This is a genomic window from Micromonospora sp. NPDC092111 (genome assembly GCF_044755745.1).
Lineage (GTDB): Bacteria > Actinomycetota > Actinomycetes > Mycobacteriales > Micromonosporaceae > Micromonospora.
Window position 1 is genome coordinate 166,886 of the sequence record NZ_JBIVRQ010000001.1, and the last position, 16,191, is coordinate 183,076.

At 75.4% G+C, this 16,191-nt stretch carries 11 protein-coding genes, 1 pseudogene and 1 riboswitch; of the genes and pseudogenes, 5 read left to right on the top strand and 7 right to left on the bottom strand.

Annotation, left to right across the window (positions count from 1 at the left end):
• Positions 1 to 84: 84 nt before the first annotated feature.
• The 7 genes and pseudogenes from cobO to ACIQG9_RS00770 all read right to left on the bottom strand — a co-directional run bounded on the left by cobO (position 85) and on the right by ACIQG9_RS00770 (position 12,068).
• Positions 85 to 696, bottom strand: a complete 612-nt coding sequence (cobO, locus tag ACIQG9_RS00740) for a cob(I)yrinic acid a,c-diamide adenosyltransferase (protein WP_400396764.1) — start codon at positions 694 to 696, stop codon at positions 85 to 87.
• Positions 697 to 827: 131 nt separating this feature from the next.
• A pseudogene (locus ACIQG9_RS00745) lies at positions 828 to 3,217 on the bottom strand (VWA domain-containing protein); the annotation flags it as partial.
• Between the two features lie 56 nt (positions 3,218 to 3,273).
• Positions 3,274 to 6,957, bottom strand: a complete 3,684-nt coding sequence (gene cobN / locus ACIQG9_RS00750) for a cobaltochelatase subunit CobN (protein WP_400396766.1) — start codon at positions 6,955 to 6,957, stop codon at positions 3,274 to 3,276.
• A 405-nt stretch (positions 6,958 to 7,362) separates the two neighbouring features.
• Positions 7,363 to 7,493: riboswitch (cobalamin riboswitch) on the bottom strand.
• Positions 7,494 to 8,122: 629 nt separating this feature from the next.
• On the bottom strand, positions 8,123 to 8,458 hold the full coding sequence (locus ACIQG9_RS00755; protein ID WP_400396768.1) for a hypothetical protein: 336 nt from the start codon (positions 8,456 to 8,458) through the stop codon (positions 8,123 to 8,125).
• 185 nt (positions 8,459 to 8,643) lie between these two features.
• Positions 8,644 to 9,540 carry an aldo/keto reductase gene (locus tag ACIQG9_RS00760; RefSeq protein ID WP_400396771.1) on the bottom strand — a complete coding sequence of 299 codons (897 nt, stop codon included), beginning with the start codon at positions 9,538 to 9,540 and terminating at the stop codon, positions 8,644 to 8,646.
• Between the two features lie 73 nt (positions 9,541 to 9,613).
• Positions 9,614 to 10,852: an MFS transporter gene (locus ACIQG9_RS00765; protein ID WP_400396774.1), complete on the bottom strand. Its 1,239-nt coding sequence runs from the start codon at positions 10,850 to 10,852 to the stop codon at positions 9,614 to 9,616.
• Between the two features lie 97 nt (positions 10,853 to 10,949).
• Positions 10,950 to 12,068 carry an aromatic acid exporter family protein gene (locus ACIQG9_RS00770; RefSeq protein ID WP_400396776.1) on the bottom strand — a complete coding sequence of 373 codons (1,119 nt, stop codon included), beginning with the start codon at positions 12,066 to 12,068 and terminating at the stop codon, positions 10,950 to 10,952.
• 249 nt (positions 12,069 to 12,317) lie between these two features.
• Between ACIQG9_RS00770 and ACIQG9_RS00775 the strand changes: the two genes are divergently transcribed.
• From ACIQG9_RS00775 to ACIQG9_RS00795, 5 genes are all read left to right on the top strand, one after another.
• Complete coding sequence (locus tag ACIQG9_RS00775; RefSeq protein WP_400396779.1) at positions 12,318 to 13,121, top strand: LppM family (lipo)protein; 804 nt, start codon at positions 12,318 to 12,320, stop codon at positions 13,119 to 13,121.
• 116 nt (positions 13,122 to 13,237) lie between these two features.
• Entirely contained in the window at positions 13,238 to 13,582 is a 345-nt protein-coding gene (locus ACIQG9_RS00780) for a hypothetical protein (protein WP_400396782.1), read from the top strand.
• 14 nt (positions 13,583 to 13,596) lie between these two features.
• A complete protein-coding gene (locus ACIQG9_RS00785) occupies positions 13,597 to 14,205 on the top strand; it encodes a glycine zipper family protein (protein ID WP_400396785.1) in 609 nt (202 codons plus the stop codon).
• A complete protein-coding gene (locus ACIQG9_RS00790) occupies positions 14,202 to 14,894 on the top strand; it encodes a carboxypeptidase-like regulatory domain-containing protein (RefSeq protein ID WP_400396788.1) in 693 nt (230 codons plus the stop codon). The genes ACIQG9_RS00785 and ACIQG9_RS00790 overlap by 4 nt, the downstream gene beginning before the upstream one ends.
• 28 nt (positions 14,895 to 14,922) lie before the next feature.
• The gene (locus ACIQG9_RS00795) at positions 14,923 to 16,191 is read left to right on the top strand and encodes a phage tail sheath family protein (RefSeq protein ID WP_400396791.1); all 1,269 of its coding nucleotides are present in this window, start codon (positions 14,923 to 14,925) and stop codon (positions 16,189 to 16,191) included.

Genomic DNA, 16,191 nt, shown 5'->3' on the forward strand with positions numbered 1-16,191 from the left:
CCGCCGCCGGCCCGTCGGCGCTCGGGTGGCCCGCCGGCGTGCTGCCGTACGGGCGGCGCTGGTCGGTACGACGCGTCGGTCCGGTCACCACTCGATGCCCCTCTGGCCCTTCTGGCCGACGTCCATCGGGTGCTTGACCTTGGTCAGCTCGGCGACCAGATCGGCCGCCGCCACCAGGCGGGGGTCGGCGTCCCGGCCGGTGATCACCACGTGCTGGAAGCCGGGCCGGCGGGCCAGCGTGTCGACCACCTCGTCGACGTCCACCCAGCCCCACCTCATCGGGTAGGTGAACTCGTCGAGCACGTAGAGGCCGTACCGTTCGGCGGCCAGGTCGCGCTGGATCTGCCGCCAGCCCTCCAGGGCGTCGGCGGCGTGGTCGGCCTCGCCGCCACGCTGGATCCAGGACCAGCCCTCACCCATCTTGTGCCAGGCGACCGGTGCGCCCTGGCCGGTGTCGGCGTGCACCCGGCCCAGGGCGCGGAAGGCGTTCTCCTCCCCCACCCGCCACTTGGCGCTCTTGACGAACTGGAACACCCCGATCGGCAGCCCGGCGGTCCAGGCCCGCAGCGCCAGCCCGAACGCGGCCGTCGACTTCCCCTTCATCTGCCCGGTGTGGACGATGGTCAGCGGTCGGTGCCGCCGCTGCCGGGTGGTCAACCCGTCAGCGGGCACGTGGTCCGGCTTGCCCTGCGGCATCAGCGCACGCTCCTGTTCGACTCGACGGCGACCGCGATCGTGGAGTGCGCCGGCCCCCGCGGGGGACGTCTCCCGTCACGTTCCGCGGTGGACCGCGCCGTCGCCCCGGTGCCGGGGGACGGGGTGGGGCGCGACGCGGCGAGGCCGACCAACGGGTCGACGGCCACCGTGTCGAGGCGGTGGTGGGCCGCGCCGAGCTGGCCGGCCAGCCGGCGGGCCAGGCCGAGGCGGACCGGGCCGGACTCGCAGTCGACCACGACGCACGGCGCGCCGGTTCCGGCGAGGACGGCCGCCGCCCGGGCCGCCCGGGCCAGCGGGCGCGGGCCGGCGGTGGCCCGGCCGTCGGTGACGACCAGGACCAGCGGACGCCGCTTCGGATCGCGCAGCCGCTGCACCCGCAGCAGGTCGGCGGCGGCGAGCAGCCCCTCGGCCAGCGGGGTACGTCCGCCGGTGGGCAGCTCGGTCAGCCGCGCCGAGGCGGCCAGCACGGAGGAGGTGGCCGGCAGCAGGACCTGCCCGCCGGTGCCCCGGAAGGCGACCACCGCGACCCGGTCCCGCCGCTGGTAGGCGTCGGTGAGCAGGGCGAGCACCGCACCCTTGACGGCGGACATCCGTTGCCGGGCGCCCATCGACCCGCTGGCGTCGACCACGAACAGCACCAGGTTGCCCTCGCGTCCCTCCCGGACCGCCTCGCGCAGGTCGTCGCCGCGCAGCAGCAGCGGACCGCCGCGCCGGCCCCGGCCGACCTGGTGCGGGGCGGCGGCCCGCAGGGTGGCCGGCAGGTGCAGCGCGTCGGGCCGGCCGGCGGGCATCCGCGCGCCGGTGGTCCGGCCCCGCCCGGTCCGGGCCCGGGACCGCCGGCCGGGCACCCCGTCGCCGACCCCGGGCGCGGTGAACAACCGGGCCGTCAACCCACTGCCGGGTACGGCCACCGACGGCGTCCCGGCCGCCGGGTCCCCGCCCGGCCCGCCGGGGCGTCCGGTGCTGCCGGGCCGACCGCCGGGTCCCCCCGGGCCGTCCCCCGGTCGGCCGGCCGACCCGTCGTCGGGACGGTCCGACCCCCCGTCGGCCCGGTGGTCGTCGGGCCGGTGGTCGCCGGGCCAGCGGTCGTCGGGCCGGTCCGGCCAACGGTCGTCGGGCTGGTGGGCGGAGGTCGGGCCGGTGCGGGGGGCGCGGCCGTCGGCGCGGTTCGTCGGCCCGCCGGCGCGGTGGCCGGCGGCGTCCGGGCCGGTGGCGTCGTGGTGCGGCCGGTCGGCGGCGTCGGGGCCGCCCGGGTCGGGACCGCCGTCGGCACGGCCGGCCGGCCCACCGCCCGAGGGCCCACCGGGCCCACCGGGGCCACCGGGGCCACCGGGGCCACCGGGGCCACCGGGGCCACCGGGGCCACCGTCCGGGCCACCGTCGGGGCCGCCGTCCGGGCCGGTTTCGGGCGGGTCGTCGTCGGGGTGCTCGTCGCGGGCCCGCCGCAGCGCCTCGTCGAGGCGCTGCTCGTCCAGCCCGGGGGTGTCGAACGGGTCGCGGCGACGCCGGTGCGGCAGGGCGAGCCGGGCGGCCACCCGGACGTCGTCGGCGGTGACCCGGTCCCGGCCCTGCCAGGCGGCGTGCGCCACGGCGGTACGGGCGGTGACGATGTCGGCGCGCATGCCGTCCACGTCGAACGCGGCGCAGACCTCGGCGATCTGCCGCAGCGCGGCGTCGGGCAGTCGTACCCGGTCGAGCCGGTCCCGGGCGGCGGCGACCCGGCCGGCCACCGCCGTGTCGGCGGCGGCCCAGCGGGTGGCGAAGCCGGCCGGGTCGGCGTCGGCGGCGAGCCGGCGGCGCACCACCTCCACCCGGACGGCCGGGTCCCGGCTGGCGGCCACCTCGACGGTGAGCCCGAACCGGTCGAGTAGCTGCGGACGCAGCTCCCCCTCCTCCGGGTTCATCGTGCCGACCAGCAGGAACCGGGCGGCGTGGCTGACCGAGACGCCCTCCCGTTCGACGTGACAGCGGCCCATCGCGGCGGCGTCCAGCAGCAGGTCGACCAGGTGGTCGTGGAGCAGGTTCACCTCGTCGACGTAGAGCACGCCACGGTGGGCGGCGGCGAGCAGGCCCGGCTCGAAGGCGCGGACCCCCTCGGCGAGGGCCTTCTCCAGGTCGAGCGAGCCGACCACCCGATCCTCGGCAGCGCCGACCGGCAGCTCCACCAGCCGGGCCGGACGACGCTCGGCCGTTGCCCCGGCCGGATGCGGCCCGTCCGGACAGGCCAGGTCGGGGTCGGCCGGGCCACAGCCGAACCGGCAGCCGGCGACCCGGTCCACCGGCGGCAGCAGGCCGGCGAGAGCCCGGACGGCGGTGGACTTGGCGGTGCCCTTCTCGCCCCGCACGAGCACCCCGCCGATGGCCGGGCTGACCGCGTTGAGCAGCAGGGCGAGACGCATGTCGTCCATGCCGAGGACGGCGGAGAACGGGTAGCCGGTCACTGGACCTCCCCCGTTCGCGACTGCGGGGCTCGCAAACCCGGCTCACTCCTCGCGCTCACCGAGCCACCACCTGCTCGCGACTGCGGGGCTCGCAAACCCGGCTCACTCCTCGCGCTCACTGTCGGTCCTCCAGATCGCCCTCGCTGGCCAGGTACGTCTCGCGGAGCCGGTCCAGGGTGGCCGGCTCGGGGGCGGCCCAGAGCCCCCGGTCGGCGGCCTCCAGGAGCCGTTCGGTGATGCCGCGCAGCGCCCACGGGTTGGACCGCTCCAGGAACTCCCGGGTCTGCGGGTCGAACAGGTACGCCTCGGCCAGGTGCTCGTACATCCAGTCGTCGACGACCCCGGCGGTGGCGTCGTAGCCGAACAGGTAGTCCACGGTGGCGGCCAACTCGAACGCGCCCTTGTAGCCGTGCCGGCGCATCGCGGCGATCCACTTCGGATTCACCACCCGGGCCCGGAACACCCGCCGGGTCTCCTCGCCGAGGGTGCGGGTGCGCACGTCGTGCGGCATCGCCGAGTCGCCCACGTAGGCGGCCGGGGCGGTGCCGGTCAGGTGGCGGACCATCGCCACCATCCCGCCGTGGTACTGGAAGTAGTCGTCGGAGTCGACGATGTCGTGCTCGCGGGTGTCCTGGTTCTTCGCCGCCACGGCGATCCGGGCGAAGGAGCGTTCCATGTCGGCCCGCGCCTCCCGGCCGTCCAGCCCCCGGCCGTAGGCGTAGCCGCCCCAGACGGCGTACACCTCGGCGAGGTCGGCGTCGGTGCGCCAGTTCCGGGCGTCGATCAGCGGCAGCAGCCCCGCCCCGTACGCCCCGGGCTTGGAGCCGAAGATCCGGGCGGTGGCCCGGCGCTCGTCGCCGTGCGTGGCGACGTCGGCCGTGACGTGCGCCCGCACGTAGTTGTCGGCGTCCGGCTCGGCGAGGGCGGCGACCTGCCGGACGGCGTCGTCGAGGAGGGCGACGACGTGCGGGAAGGCGTCCCGGAAGAAGCCGGAGATGCGGACGGTGACGTCGATCCGGGGCCGGCCCAGCTCGGCCGGCGGCACCACCTCGACGCCGGTGACCCGGCGGGACCGGTCGTCCCAGACCGGCCGGCAGCCGAGCAGCGCCAGCACCTCGGCGATGTCGTCGCCCTGGGTCCGCATCGCGCTGGTGCCCCAGACGGTCAACCCGACCGAACGCGGGTACGCCCCGGTGTCGGCGAGGTGCCGGGCCAGCAGCGAGTCGGCCAGGGCCACCCCGACGTCCCAGGCGTTGCGCGACGGGATCGCCTTCGGGTCGACGGAGTAGAAGTTGCGACCGGTGGGGAGCACGTTGACCAGCCCCCGGGTGGGCGAGCCGGACGGCCCGGGCGGCACGAACCGGCCGTCGAGCGCGCCGAGGGTGTGGGTCAGCTCGTCGGTGGTGCGGGCCAGCCGGGGCACCACCTCGGCGGCGGCGAAGCGCAGCACCTCGGCGGCGGCGACGACGGGCCGGCCGACCACCTCCTCGACCACCGCGTCGACCTTCGCGCCGTCCCAACCCAGGGTCTCCATCCCGACGACGAGCCGGCGGGCCAGCCCCTCCACCAGGTCGACGGCGTCGGCGGCGGTGGCGGCGGGGCCGTCCACCAGGTCGGTGAGGGCGGCCGGGACGGCGAGGCGTCGCCCCGGCGCGGCCAGCAGTTCCTGCTCGTCCAGGCCGACGCTGGCGGCGATCGCCTGGCGCAGGCCGGGCAGGGCGCGGGCGTTGCCCCAGACCTGCGGGGCGCGCAGCACGGCGAGCACGAGGTTGACCCGGGCCTCACCGGTGGGCGCCTCGGCGAGGACGTGCAGCCCGTCCCGGATCTGCACGTCCTTGACCTCGCAGAGGTAGCCGTCGAGGTGCAGCACGAAGTCGTCGAAGTCGTCGGCGGCCGGCATCGCCTCGGTGTGCAGGTCGTGGTGCAGTTCGGCGGCGCGCACCAGGTCCCAGATCTGGTTCCGGACGGTGGGCACCTTGGTCGGGTCGAGGGCCTGCACGGTGGCGTACTCGTCGAGGAGCTGTTCCAGTCTCGCCAGGTCGCCATAGGTCTCGGCGCGGGCCATCGGCGGCACCAGGTGGTCGACGACCACGGCGTGTGCCCGGCGTTTGGCCTGGGTGCCCTCACCGGGGTCGTTGACGATGAACGGGTAGACCAGCGGCAGGTCGCCGAGGACGGCGTCGGGGGCGCAGTCGGCGGCGAGGCCGAGCCCCTTGCCGGGCAGCCACTCCAGGGTGCCGTGCTTGCCCAGGTGCACCACCGCGTCGGCGCCGAAGCCGCCGTCGGCGACCGACGCCGCCAGCCACCGGTACGCGGCCAGGTAGTGGTGGCTCGGCGGCAGGTCGGGATCGTGGTAGATGGCGATCGGGTTCTCGCCGAAGCCGCGCGGCGGCTGGATCAGCAGCGTCACGTTGCCGAGCCGCAGCCCGGCCAGGACGAGGTCGCCGTCGTCGGTGTAGAGCCGGCCGGGCGGGTCACCCCAGTGCTCGCGGATCCGGTCCCGCAGCCCGGCCGGCACGGCGTCGAACCAGCGCCGGTAGGTCGCCCCGGGCACCCGCGCCTCGGCGGCGGCGAGTTGTTCCGGGGTGAGCCACTCGACGTCGTGCCCGCCGGCGGCGATCAGGGCGTGGATCAGCGCGTCCCCGTCGGTGGGCGGCGGCGCGTCGCCGAGGTGGTAGCCGGCGTCGGCGAGGGCGGCGAGCAGCCGGACCGCCGAGGCCGGGGTGTCCAGCCCGACGGCGTTGCCAACCCGGGAGTGTTTCGTCGGGTACGAGCTGAGCACGATCGCCAGCCGCTTGTCGGCGTTGTCCAGGTGCCGCAGCCGGGCCTGCCGGACGGCGATGCCGGCCACCCGGGCGGCCCGTTCCGGGTCGGCGACGTAGACCGACAGGCCGTCGGCGTCGATCCGCTTGAAGGAGAACGGCACGGTGACGATCCGGCCGTCGAACTCGGGGATGGCGACCTGCATCGCCGCGTCCAGCGGGGAGAGCCCGGCGTCGCTGCCGGCCCACTGGTCCCGGGTGCTGGTCAGGCAGAGCGCCTGGATCACCGGCACGTCCAGGGCGGCGAGCGCGCCGACATCCCAGGCGTCCTCGTCGCCCCCGCCGGAGGCGTCGGCGGCGACCGTCCCGCCGGCCGCGAGGACGGTGACGACGAGGGCGTCGCAGCGGGCGAACAGGTCGAGCAGCCCGTCGCCGGGGGCCAGGCCGCGCAGCGAGCCGCAGAAGATCGGCAGCGGGTGTCCACCGGCCGCGCCGACCGCGCCGGCCAGGGTCTCGACGAAGCCGGTGTTCCCGACCAGCGCGTGCGCCCGGTAGAAGACGATCCCGACCGTCGGCCGCCCCCCGTCGTCCCCCACGCCGGCCACCGGCGGGTCGCCGAGGATCCCGTACGCCGGGGTGGGCTCGGGCGGGTCGAAGCCCTCGCCGGTGAGCAGCACCGTGTCGGAGAGGAACCGGGCTAGCTGGGCCAGGTTTCGCGGACCGCCTTCGACCAGGTAGGACAGCGCCTCGGTGGCCACTCCGGCGGCCACCGTGGAGGCCGCCGTCAGCTCCGCGTCGGGCACCGACTCGCCGCCGAGGACGACCGTCGGCACCCCGGAGTCGAGCACCGCCGCCAAGCCGTCCGGCCACGCCTGCCGGCCACCGAGCAGGCGTACGACGGCAAGGTCGACGCCGTCGAGCAGCGCCGGCACGGCGTCCACGCCGACCCGGGCGGGGTTGGCCAGTCGGTAGCCGGCGGCACTGGCGCGGGCGGCGAGCAGGTCGGTGTCGGCGGTGGACAACAACAGGATGCGCACGGACAGCTCCGGAGAGTGACACCCGAGCCGCCGCGAGGGTGGTCGGGTGAGGCGAGGGTGGGCACCGGTCAGCGGTGGCGGCAGGAGTACCGGCTCATCCGCGTCGACCGACGCGGAGGGTCGGCGCGGTCGTCAGCGGTGCGCGGTGGGGCGACCGGCGCAGCGGCCACCGGCCGACGCGGCCGTACCGCTGAACCCCGGGGCGGCGGTGCCGCTGAACCCCAAGACGGCGGCACGACTGAAGTCCGGGGCGGCGGCACGACTGAGCGCCGGAGCGGCGGTGCGGCCGATCGCGGCCCCGGCGGCACGCCGGAGCGGGAGACGACGGTCGTCGTCGACAATGGGGACGCTGCGCGTCATCGGGTCCTCCTCGGGTGTCCACGCCCTGGGGCTCTCCGACGGCCGAAGTATCCTGGCTTCCCGGATCGACGCTCACCCCCGGCCTTCCAACCGCAGACACACGGCCGTGACTCACGAGGGGGGATCGCTCCCCGGTGACAGTGGCGGGACCGCGCCGGAATCACACCGGCTTCCTTCACTGCCGTCAGGCCGCGAATGCTGCCACACCCGTCGCCCCGAGGTCAACGGCCATCGCCCGGCCACCCCGGAGCAGACAGCCAATCGACGCACGGCGATCGTTCACCCTTTCCACCATTCACCAGCGACGATGTGTCACCGACGCGGGGAAGGCACGGTCGCCATTGCGGCCGGCGGGACCCTCGCCGGCACGGGGCAGCCCAGGGCCGGTGCCAGGGCGACACCAAGGCGACACCGAGGCGGCCAGAGCGATCCGGCCGGACGGGTTCCCGACCCGTTCCCCGACCATTCCGCAGACTCCGTACGCTCCCCGCACCCGGCCCACCCAGCCGGGTGGACGGCGGGCCGCCCGCCGCCCGCCCCAGCGGACACCGGTCGGCCCGACGTGGCGGTGATCACTGGACGGGCGGGTTCTCCGGTGCGCGAGGCAGGGAGAACACACCGGCCGCACCCACACCCTCTCAGGCCACAGCCGCGCGGCCTTCCCACCGGCACACCCCGGCCGTCGAGGTCGCCCGACCGGGAACGGGCCATCGCCCGGCAGGGCCAGACGCAGCGTAGGGCCGCCGTCGACGGGGCGGACGGGAGCGGCGACCGACGGGGCCAGCAGACCGGTGAGAACGGAAAGTCAGCGGATCCGACGCTCCGGGTGGGCCCGGTTCCAGGCCCGCATCCGCTCCGGGTAGCCGGTCCTGGCCGCCTCGTAGAGCGGCACGGCATGCCGGTGCGCCAGCTTGGCCGCCGTCCGTGGCGAGCCGGTCCGGCGGCGGATCCACTCGCCGTCGTGGGCGATCGCCACCACGGTGGTGTCGGTCGCGGTGGTCTCGGGTTCGAGGTAGAACTCCACCCCCCGGTGACCGGCGACGAACTCCTCCAGCGCGGCCAGGTCCTCCCGGGTGGCCTCCCGGTCGAGCTTCGTCGGGGTTCCCTCGGCGATCCGGGGCCGCCGGCTGAACCAGCCCATCTGCCCGCTCCTCTCCTCGGCGTCCCTTCAGTGGACCACCCCTACCTGGCAGGCGGCTGCGAGCCGGGTGACAGCCGGCTGAGCAGGTGACACCCGGCCGTCGGCCAGCGGCACCCCCACCCGGCCGACGCCGGCCAACCGTCACCCGCCAGCACCCCGCCGGCACCCGCCGGGCCGGCGCGGGCTCAGCCGAGGGCGGCCAGTTCGTCGGCGGAGAGCCGGAGCGCGCCGGCCGCCACGTTCTCCGCCACGTGGTCCGGGTCGCCGGTGCCGGGGATGGCCAGCACGTGCGCGCCCTGGTGCAGGGTCCAGGCGAGGCGTACCTGTTGGGCGGTGGCACCGTGGGCGCGGGCGACGGCGTGCACGGCCGCGCCGTGGTCGGTACGCGCCCCGCCCTCCCGGTTGGCGCCGGCGAGGGCGAAGAAGGGCACGTAGGCGATCCCACGCGCGCCGCACTCGCGCAGCAGGGCGTCCTGGTCGCCACGGTTGTCCAGGGCGTAGCTGTTCTGCACGCAGACCACCGGGGCGACGGTCTGGGCCTCGTCGAGGTGGTCGAGGCGGACGTTGGAGAGGCCGAGGTGCCGGATCAGCCCGGCCTCGCGCATCGCGGCGAGCGCGCCGAAGCGCTCCGCCACGGAGTCCGGCGCGGGCCGCTTGACGATCCGCAGGTTGACCAGGTCGAGGTGGTCACGGCCGAGTCGGCGCAGATTCTCCTCCACCTGGGTACGCAGCGCGGCCGGGCCGGCGTCCTCGCCGAGCCCGGTCGCCGGGTCGTACCGGAAGCCGACCTTGGTGGCGATCACCAGGTCGTCCGGATACGGCGCGAGTGCGGCGCGGATCAGGTCGGTGGCGTACCGGGTGGGGCCGGTGCCGACGTTCAGCGTGCCGCCCGGCGAGACGTAGAAGGCGGCGGTGTCGACGTGGTCGACCCCCAGCTCGACGGCCCGGCGCAGGACGCGGACCGCGCGGTCCCGGTCGGGGTGGGCGGTGATCCGCATCGAGCCGAAGCCCATCCGGCGTACGGTGCGGTCGCCCAGGGTCCAGTCACCCGCGGCCCCCGCGGTGATCTTCTCAGTAGGCATCCGGCGACCCTAGCCAGCGCCGGTGGCCGGCGCAGTCAGCCGCGCACCCGATACCGGCGACGCCCGGTGACTGCTAGTTTTTCGGTACTGGAGCGATGGGTCCGGGGGCGATCGGCGGACGGGTCACCGGCACCAGGGCCAGCGCCGGGACCAGCAGCAGGGGCACCACCAGCAGGGCGTGCAGCGTGCCGACGTGGTCGCCGAGCAGGCCCAGCAACGGTGGGCCGGCCAGGAACGACGTGTAGCCGATCATCGCGACCACGCTGACCCGGGCCGGCGCCCGGTCCTCGTCGTCGGCGGCGGCGCTCATCCCGACCGGGAAGCCGAGCGACGCGCCGAGCCCCCAGAGCACCACCCCGGCGACGGCGAGTGGGCCGGACCCGGCGAGCACCGCCAGGAGGGCGCCCGCGGCGGCCAGCCCGATCGTGCCGAGCAGCACGGGGACCCGGCCCCAGCGGTCGATGGCGACGGTGCCCCCGGTCCGGCCGATCGTCATGCCGACGACGAACACCCCGAAGACGGCGGCCCCGGCGGCCTCGCTCATCCCGTAGCCGTCGACGAACGCGACGGCCAGCCAGTCGTTCGCGCTGCCCTCGGTGAACGCCATGATCAGCACCAACGCGCCGATCAGCAGGGTGCGCGGCTCCCGCCAGGCCGCCAGCAGGCCACTCCGGCCGGTCGACGCGGCCCCGTCGACGGTCGACGCGGCCGGCGCGGACAGGAACCGCCGGGCACCGAGCAGGGTGCCGCCGAGCACCACCACGGCCAGCACCGCCAGGTGGACGGCGATCGGCACGCCGACCCGGGCGGCCCCGGCGCCGAGACCCGCGCCGGCCACCGAGCCCAGGCTCCACGCCGCGTGGAAGCGGGGCAGGATGGTCCGGCCCAGCCGTTTCTCCACCGTCACGCCCTCGACGTTCATCGCGACGTCGCAGGTGCTGGAGCCGTAGCCGACGGCGAACAGGCCGACCGCGACGCCGGGCAGCGAGCCGACCGCCCCGGTGGCGACTCCCACCCCGGCCAGCCCGACCGCCACCAGCACGGTGGAGAGGGCCACGGTGCGGGCCGGGCCGAGGCGCTGGGTCACCAGGCCGGCGGAGGACAGCGCCAGCAGCGCACCACCGGACATGGCCAGCAGCAGCAGGCCGAGCCGGCCGGCGCTGAGCCCGAGCGCCTCGCGCACCGCGGGGACCCGGGAGAACCAGGTGGCCACGGCGAGGCCGTTGAGGGCGAAGACCACCGCGACGCCGGTGCGGGCGGCCAGCACCGTCCGGAGTACGGCGCTGCGGGGCGGGGTGGCGGTGGCGCTCACGGCACGGCGGTCCTTCCGGGGGTACGGCGTCCTCGCCGTCGATCTCACACCCGATCCGTCACGACCACAAGCAGTATGCGCCCCTTACCACATAAGGTCAGAGCGCGGGCAGCCCGAGCGCCTCGTCCACCCGGGCCAGCACGGCGGCGTCGTCGTCGGTGCGTACCCCGCGCAGCAGGTCGATGGCGGTGGCCCGGATCTGGCCGACGATCATGGCCAGCGGCAGGGTCTGGCCGGGGGTGAAGAGCTGCCCGGCGATCCGGACCGCCGCCAGGGCGGCCCGGTCGGCGTCCTCGGCGTGCCGGTCGCCGGCCTGCTCCGCCCCGTCGAGGTCGGCGGCGAGCGCCCGGCCGGCGGCCTCGACGGCGTCGGCGAGGAAGCGCAGCGCCCCACCCAGGTCGGGCGGGACGGGGCTGGCCAGCCGGCTGAGGGTGACCCCGGCCCGGGCCAGCACCCGGACGTTGCGCACCGCGTAGTCGAGTTGGCCGATCGAGGCGTCCACCGTGCGGAGCCGGCCGAGGTGCCGACGTCGGCGGACGTGCAGCCGGACCGCCTCCCCGGCGGCGAGGACGGCGTCGCGCAGCCGCTCGACGTCGAGCCGCCGGGCCCGTTCCAGGGCGGCCACGGCGGCCGGCTCGTCGTGCCGGTCGAGCCCGGCGGCCACCTCCCGCAGCACGTCGGCGAGGTCGTCGAAGGTACGCCGGAACTCGGCGACCAGCGGGGCGAGCGGCCGACGGGCGTCGATGAGCTGGCTGGCCACCACCGCCACCCCGCCGCCGATCAGCGCGTCGACGAACCGGAACGGCACCAGCGACTCGGTCGGCGGGGCGACCACCACCAGGTAGAGGGCGGAGACCGCGGCCTGCACCACGGAGACGGTGCTCGCGCCGATCGCCACGGCGAGGGCGACGGTCAGCAGGATGACGGTGAAGACGGTCCAGGTGGTGCGCGGTCCGAGGGCCTGGACCACCAGGTCGGCGAGGAGCACCCCGGCGGCCACCCCGAGCACCACCTCGACCGCCCGGCGCACCCGCTGACCCCGGGCCTGACCGAGGACGATCAGCGCGGCGGCGGGGGCGAAGAAGGGCTGCGGGTGGCCGACCAGCCGGGTGGCGAGCATCCAGGCCACGGTCGCCGCCAGAGTGGTCTCGACGACCGGCAGCCAGCCCTGCCGCAGCCGGCCGGCGGCCCCCCGGAACCAGCTCCACCGGACCATGCCGCCTCCTCCACCCGCTCGGGTCGGCCCTCACGGTAGTCCCGGCCGCCGGGCCGGGCCGCCGCGCCCCGGGCGGGCACAGCGCGGGCTCCGCCGCGCCGCCGAGCGGGCGGGAATAACCCTCCAGAATATCGGCCCCGCCCATTTCCCGGACTCGGCCGAATGGGAGCGACGCTCAGTAAGATCGGGGACACGGTTGTGACTGATCGCTGACTGCTGATAGTGAAGTCGATCACACACACTGTGGCCATGAATACGGGACTCATGCGCGGCAGGGCATTGCGGGTCGCGGTGTGTCTCGCGCTGGTGACGCTGCTCGCCGGCTGCATGCAGCTCAACCTCGGCCTGACCGTCAACGCCGACGACACCATCGACGGGCAACTGCTCCTCACCGCCGAGAAATCCCTGCTCAGCTCCAGGAACACGAATGTCGCGGCGGCCTTCGCCGAGCTGCGGGAGAACATCCCCACCCTGCCACCGGGTGAGGAGACCAGCTACGAGGACGCGCGTTACTACGGCGCCCAGATCACCTACCACCACACTCCGCTGAAGGATTTCACCAGCGAGAGTGTGAATCTTGTCCGAGACGGTGATCTCTACCGGTTCAGCCTGCCGCTCGACCCCGAGAAATACGGCGGAAAAGTAGCCCAACAGAATCCGCAGAACCAGCAGTACTTCATGCGGTTGATGTCGTTCGAGATTTCCGTGACCTTTCCCGGCCGGGTGATCGACACCAACGGCACGGTCAGCGGACGCTCGGTCACCTGGAAGGTCGTCGCCAACCAGGCCAAGCCGACCGAGTTGCGGGCGATCGCCGAAGCCCCGCCGAAGCCCACCTCGCCGGCCACCTCGGCCGCCGCCGCCGGCAGCGACCAGGGCTCCTTCCCCTGGCTGCTGGTGGCCGGCGCCGTGCTGGTCCTGCTGCTGGCCGGCGTGGTCGTCGCCGTCCTGGTCCGCCGCCGGGGCCGCACCGCCGGCCCGCCGGCCGCCCCGGGAGGCCCGCCCGGCGGCACCGGACCCACGCCACCGGCCGACCATCCGGGGCCGGCCTGACCCGCGAGCGCACCACCGACACCCGGGCGGCCCGCCCGGCGGAACTCCCGCCCCGCCCGGCCGTCGCACCTCACCACCACCACACCCCCTTCCGCACCATCCGAAGGGAGATCGCCGTGAACGATCTCTTCACCTGGGCCGCCCTCGGCAGCGTGGCCGGGGCCAGCGCCGCCACCCTGCTCACCGCCAACGTCATCGGCGGCCTGCTCGGACCGGACAGCGACAAGGCACGCAAATGGATCGCGCTGGGCGTCGCCCTGGCCCTGTCGTACGCCACCGCGGCGTTCGCCACCGAAGCCGGCGCCCAAAAGTGGATCATCGCGTTCTTCAACGGGCTGGTCATCTTCTCCGCCGCGCTCGGCATCAACCAGCTACCGCCCGGCAACCGGCAGCCGACCCAGGCGTCGCCGTCCCGGCTCGCGCAGGGGCGTGAGCCCCGCTTCGTCCGCTCCTGGGTCTGAGAGAGGTGACCGTCATGGTCTACGGCATCATCAGCGCCGCCGTGCACGTCCTCTTCGGCGCGGCGCTCGGCGGGCAGGCCGGCGGGTCCGTCGGGCTGCTGGTCGGCGCGGTCGTCGGGCTGCTGGTCGGCGCCCCGTTCGGCTGGGCGGTCAGCTCCGCCCAGGTGTACGGCCCGGACGTCCGGGGCGTCCTGCTCTTCATCGTGGACCACACCTGGAGCCTGCCGAACACCGCCGCCGGGGCGCTCTACCTGGCCGCGCACCTGGTCTTCGGCCACTCGCTGGACCGGCCCACCGCACAGCACCACTGCCGGGTCAACGTGGTCGAGGGGGTCTCCCCGCGCTACGCCACCACCATCGGCACGGTCTGCGCCGGCGCCAACTCCGGCATCCAACGACACGAGGACGTGCACATCTTCCAGGCCCGGCTGCTCGGGCCGCTCTACCTGCCGCTGGTCGCCCTGAACTACGTCCTGTTCACCATCGCCCCGGTCTGGCTGCTCTGGCACGACCACACCAACGCGCCGATCAACCGGTTCACCCGGTACTTCGAGATCGGCGTCTACCCGCACGTGTGGAACGAGGCCATCGCGTACCGGATCCAGGGGACGCCGCCGCGATGACCGACGCCGGGCGGGGACCGATCGAGGCGGCCACCGCCGACCTGGCGGCCTGGCTGGCCGGGGCGGCCGGCGAGGACGTCCCGGTCGGCCCGCCCACCGACGGCGACGCCGGGCTGACCATGTGGCCGCTGGCCCTGCGGCCGGCCCGGCAGACCCGGGGCACCGGGGCCCGCGAGCCGTACCGCTTCACGATCCGTTACCTGGTCAGCGCCGCCGGACCGGCGGCGCTGGCCGGGCTGGACCGGGTCCTCGCCGCCGCCGCCGAGGCGGGCGAGCCGGAGCTGGTGCTGGAGGCCGGCGACCCGGCGTTGTGGGTGACGCTGGGGGCGACCCCCCGCCCCGCGCTGCTGGTCGACGTGCCGGCCCAGCTCGCCCGCCCGCTGCCGGCGGCCCCACCGGTGCTGCACCCGCTGCGGCTGCGCCAGCTCGGCATCCGGGACCTGACCGGTCGGGTCGTCGGCCCGCAGGAGCAGCCGCTGGCCGCGATGCGGGTGGAGCTGGTCGGCACCCCGTACGCCACGCACACCGACACCGCCGGCCGGTTCCGGATCACCGGCGTCCCGCACGACCCGGAGCAGCCCGGCCAGCCGGTCCGGCTACGCCTGGTCGGCCGGGGCGGCACCCTCACCGCCGAGGTCGACCCGGCCGACGCGGACATCGTCATCGTCTGCGAACCGCCGGCCCGCTGACCCGGACCGCCCGCGTACAGGAGGACCGATGCCCCACTACTTCTCCCCCGGCATCTACGTCGAGGAGGTGCCCAGCGGCGCCCGGCCGATCGGACCGGTCGGCCTGAGCACCGCCGCCTTCGTCGGGGTCGCCCCGGACCGCACCGCGCACGTCGACCGGGCGCTGGCGGTGAACAGCTGGTCGGAGTTCCTGCGGCTCTACGCCGACGGGGAGCACCTGGAGAGCACCCCGCTGGCCCGGGCGGTCTTCGGCTTCCTGGACAACGGCGGCACCCGCTGCTGGGTGGTCAACGTCGGCGAGGGCGGCCAGATCACCGGCTCCGGCCAGCGCCGTACCGGCCTGCAACTGCTGGAGGCGGTGGACGAGGTGGCCATCCTCGCCGCCCCCGGCTTCCACGACCCGGTGTCGCACGAGGCGCTGCTGAGCATGGCCGAGCGGCTGCGCACCATGGTGGCGATCTGCGACCCGGCGCCCGGCATCGAGGACGTGTCGACGCTGACCCGGGTGGCCACCCCGGGCCCCGCCCGCCCCACCGGCGGCAGGCCGGCCGACGGCGGACCGAAGCCGGCCGACGGCAAGCCGGCCGACCCGGCGGCGAGACCGGCCGACGACGACGGTGCCACGGCCACCGCGTACCGGCCCCGGCAGTCGGACTTCGGCGCCTTCTACTTCCCCTGGCTGCGGGTACGCGACCCGCTCAGCGGCGAGCTGGTGCTCACCCCGCCGAGCGGGCACATGGCCGGCATCTGGGCCCGCACGGACGCGCTGCGCGGCGTGCACAAGGCCCCCGCCAACGAGCCGGTACGCGGCGCCGTCGACCTGGAGTACCTGGTCACCCGGCCGGAACACGACGTGCTGAACCCCAAGGGGGTCAACGTGATCCGGTACTTCGCTGGCGAGGGCATCCGGGTCTGGGGCGCCCGCACCCTGGCCGCCGAGGCCAGCGAGTGGCGCTACCTCAACGTACGGCGGCTGTCGATCTCCATCGAGCAGGCGATCGCCAACGGCACCCGGTGGATGGTGTTCGAGCCGAACGACTACTCGCTGTGGCGGTCGATCCGTCGGGACATCGGCGCCTTCCTGACCCGGGTGTGGCGCGACGGGGCGCTGCTGGGGCGCACGCCCGAGGAGGCGTTCTTCGTCAAGTGCGACGAGGAGACCAACCCGGCCGACGTCCGCGACGCCGGGATGGTGGTCGCGCACATCGGCATAGCCGTGGTGAAGCCCGCGGAGTTCGTGGTGTTCAAGCTGAGCCAGTGGGCCGGCGGCACCGAGACCGAGACGATTGGAGGCTGA

Coding starts and splice junctions, on each gene's coding strand:
- ACIQG9_RS00755 (WP_400396768.1), bottom strand. CDS start 8,458: ATGGGCTGGTTCAGCCGGCGGCCCCGGATCGCCGAGGGAACCCCGACG.
- cobO (WP_400396764.1), bottom strand. CDS start 696: ATGCCGCAGGGCAAGCCGGACCACGTGCCCGCTGACGGGTTGACCACC.
- ACIQG9_RS00770 (WP_400396776.1), bottom strand. CDS start 12,068: ATGGTCCGGTGGAGCTGGTTCCGGGGGGCCGCCGGCCGGCTGCGGCAG.
- ACIQG9_RS00760 (WP_400396771.1), bottom strand. CDS start 9,540: ATGCCTACTGAGAAGATCACCGCGGGGGCCGCGGGTGACTGGACCCTG.
- ACIQG9_RS00775 (WP_400396779.1), top strand. CDS start 12,318: ATGAATACGGGACTCATGCGCGGCAGGGCATTGCGGGTCGCGGTGTGT.
- ACIQG9_RS00795 (WP_400396791.1), top strand. CDS start 14,923: ATGCCCCACTACTTCTCCCCCGGCATCTACGTCGAGGAGGTGCCCAGC.
- ACIQG9_RS00790 (WP_400396788.1), top strand. CDS start 14,202: ATGACCGACGCCGGGCGGGGACCGATCGAGGCGGCCACCGCCGACCTG.
- ACIQG9_RS00785 (WP_400396785.1), top strand. CDS start 13,597: ATGGTCTACGGCATCATCAGCGCCGCCGTGCACGTCCTCTTCGGCGCG.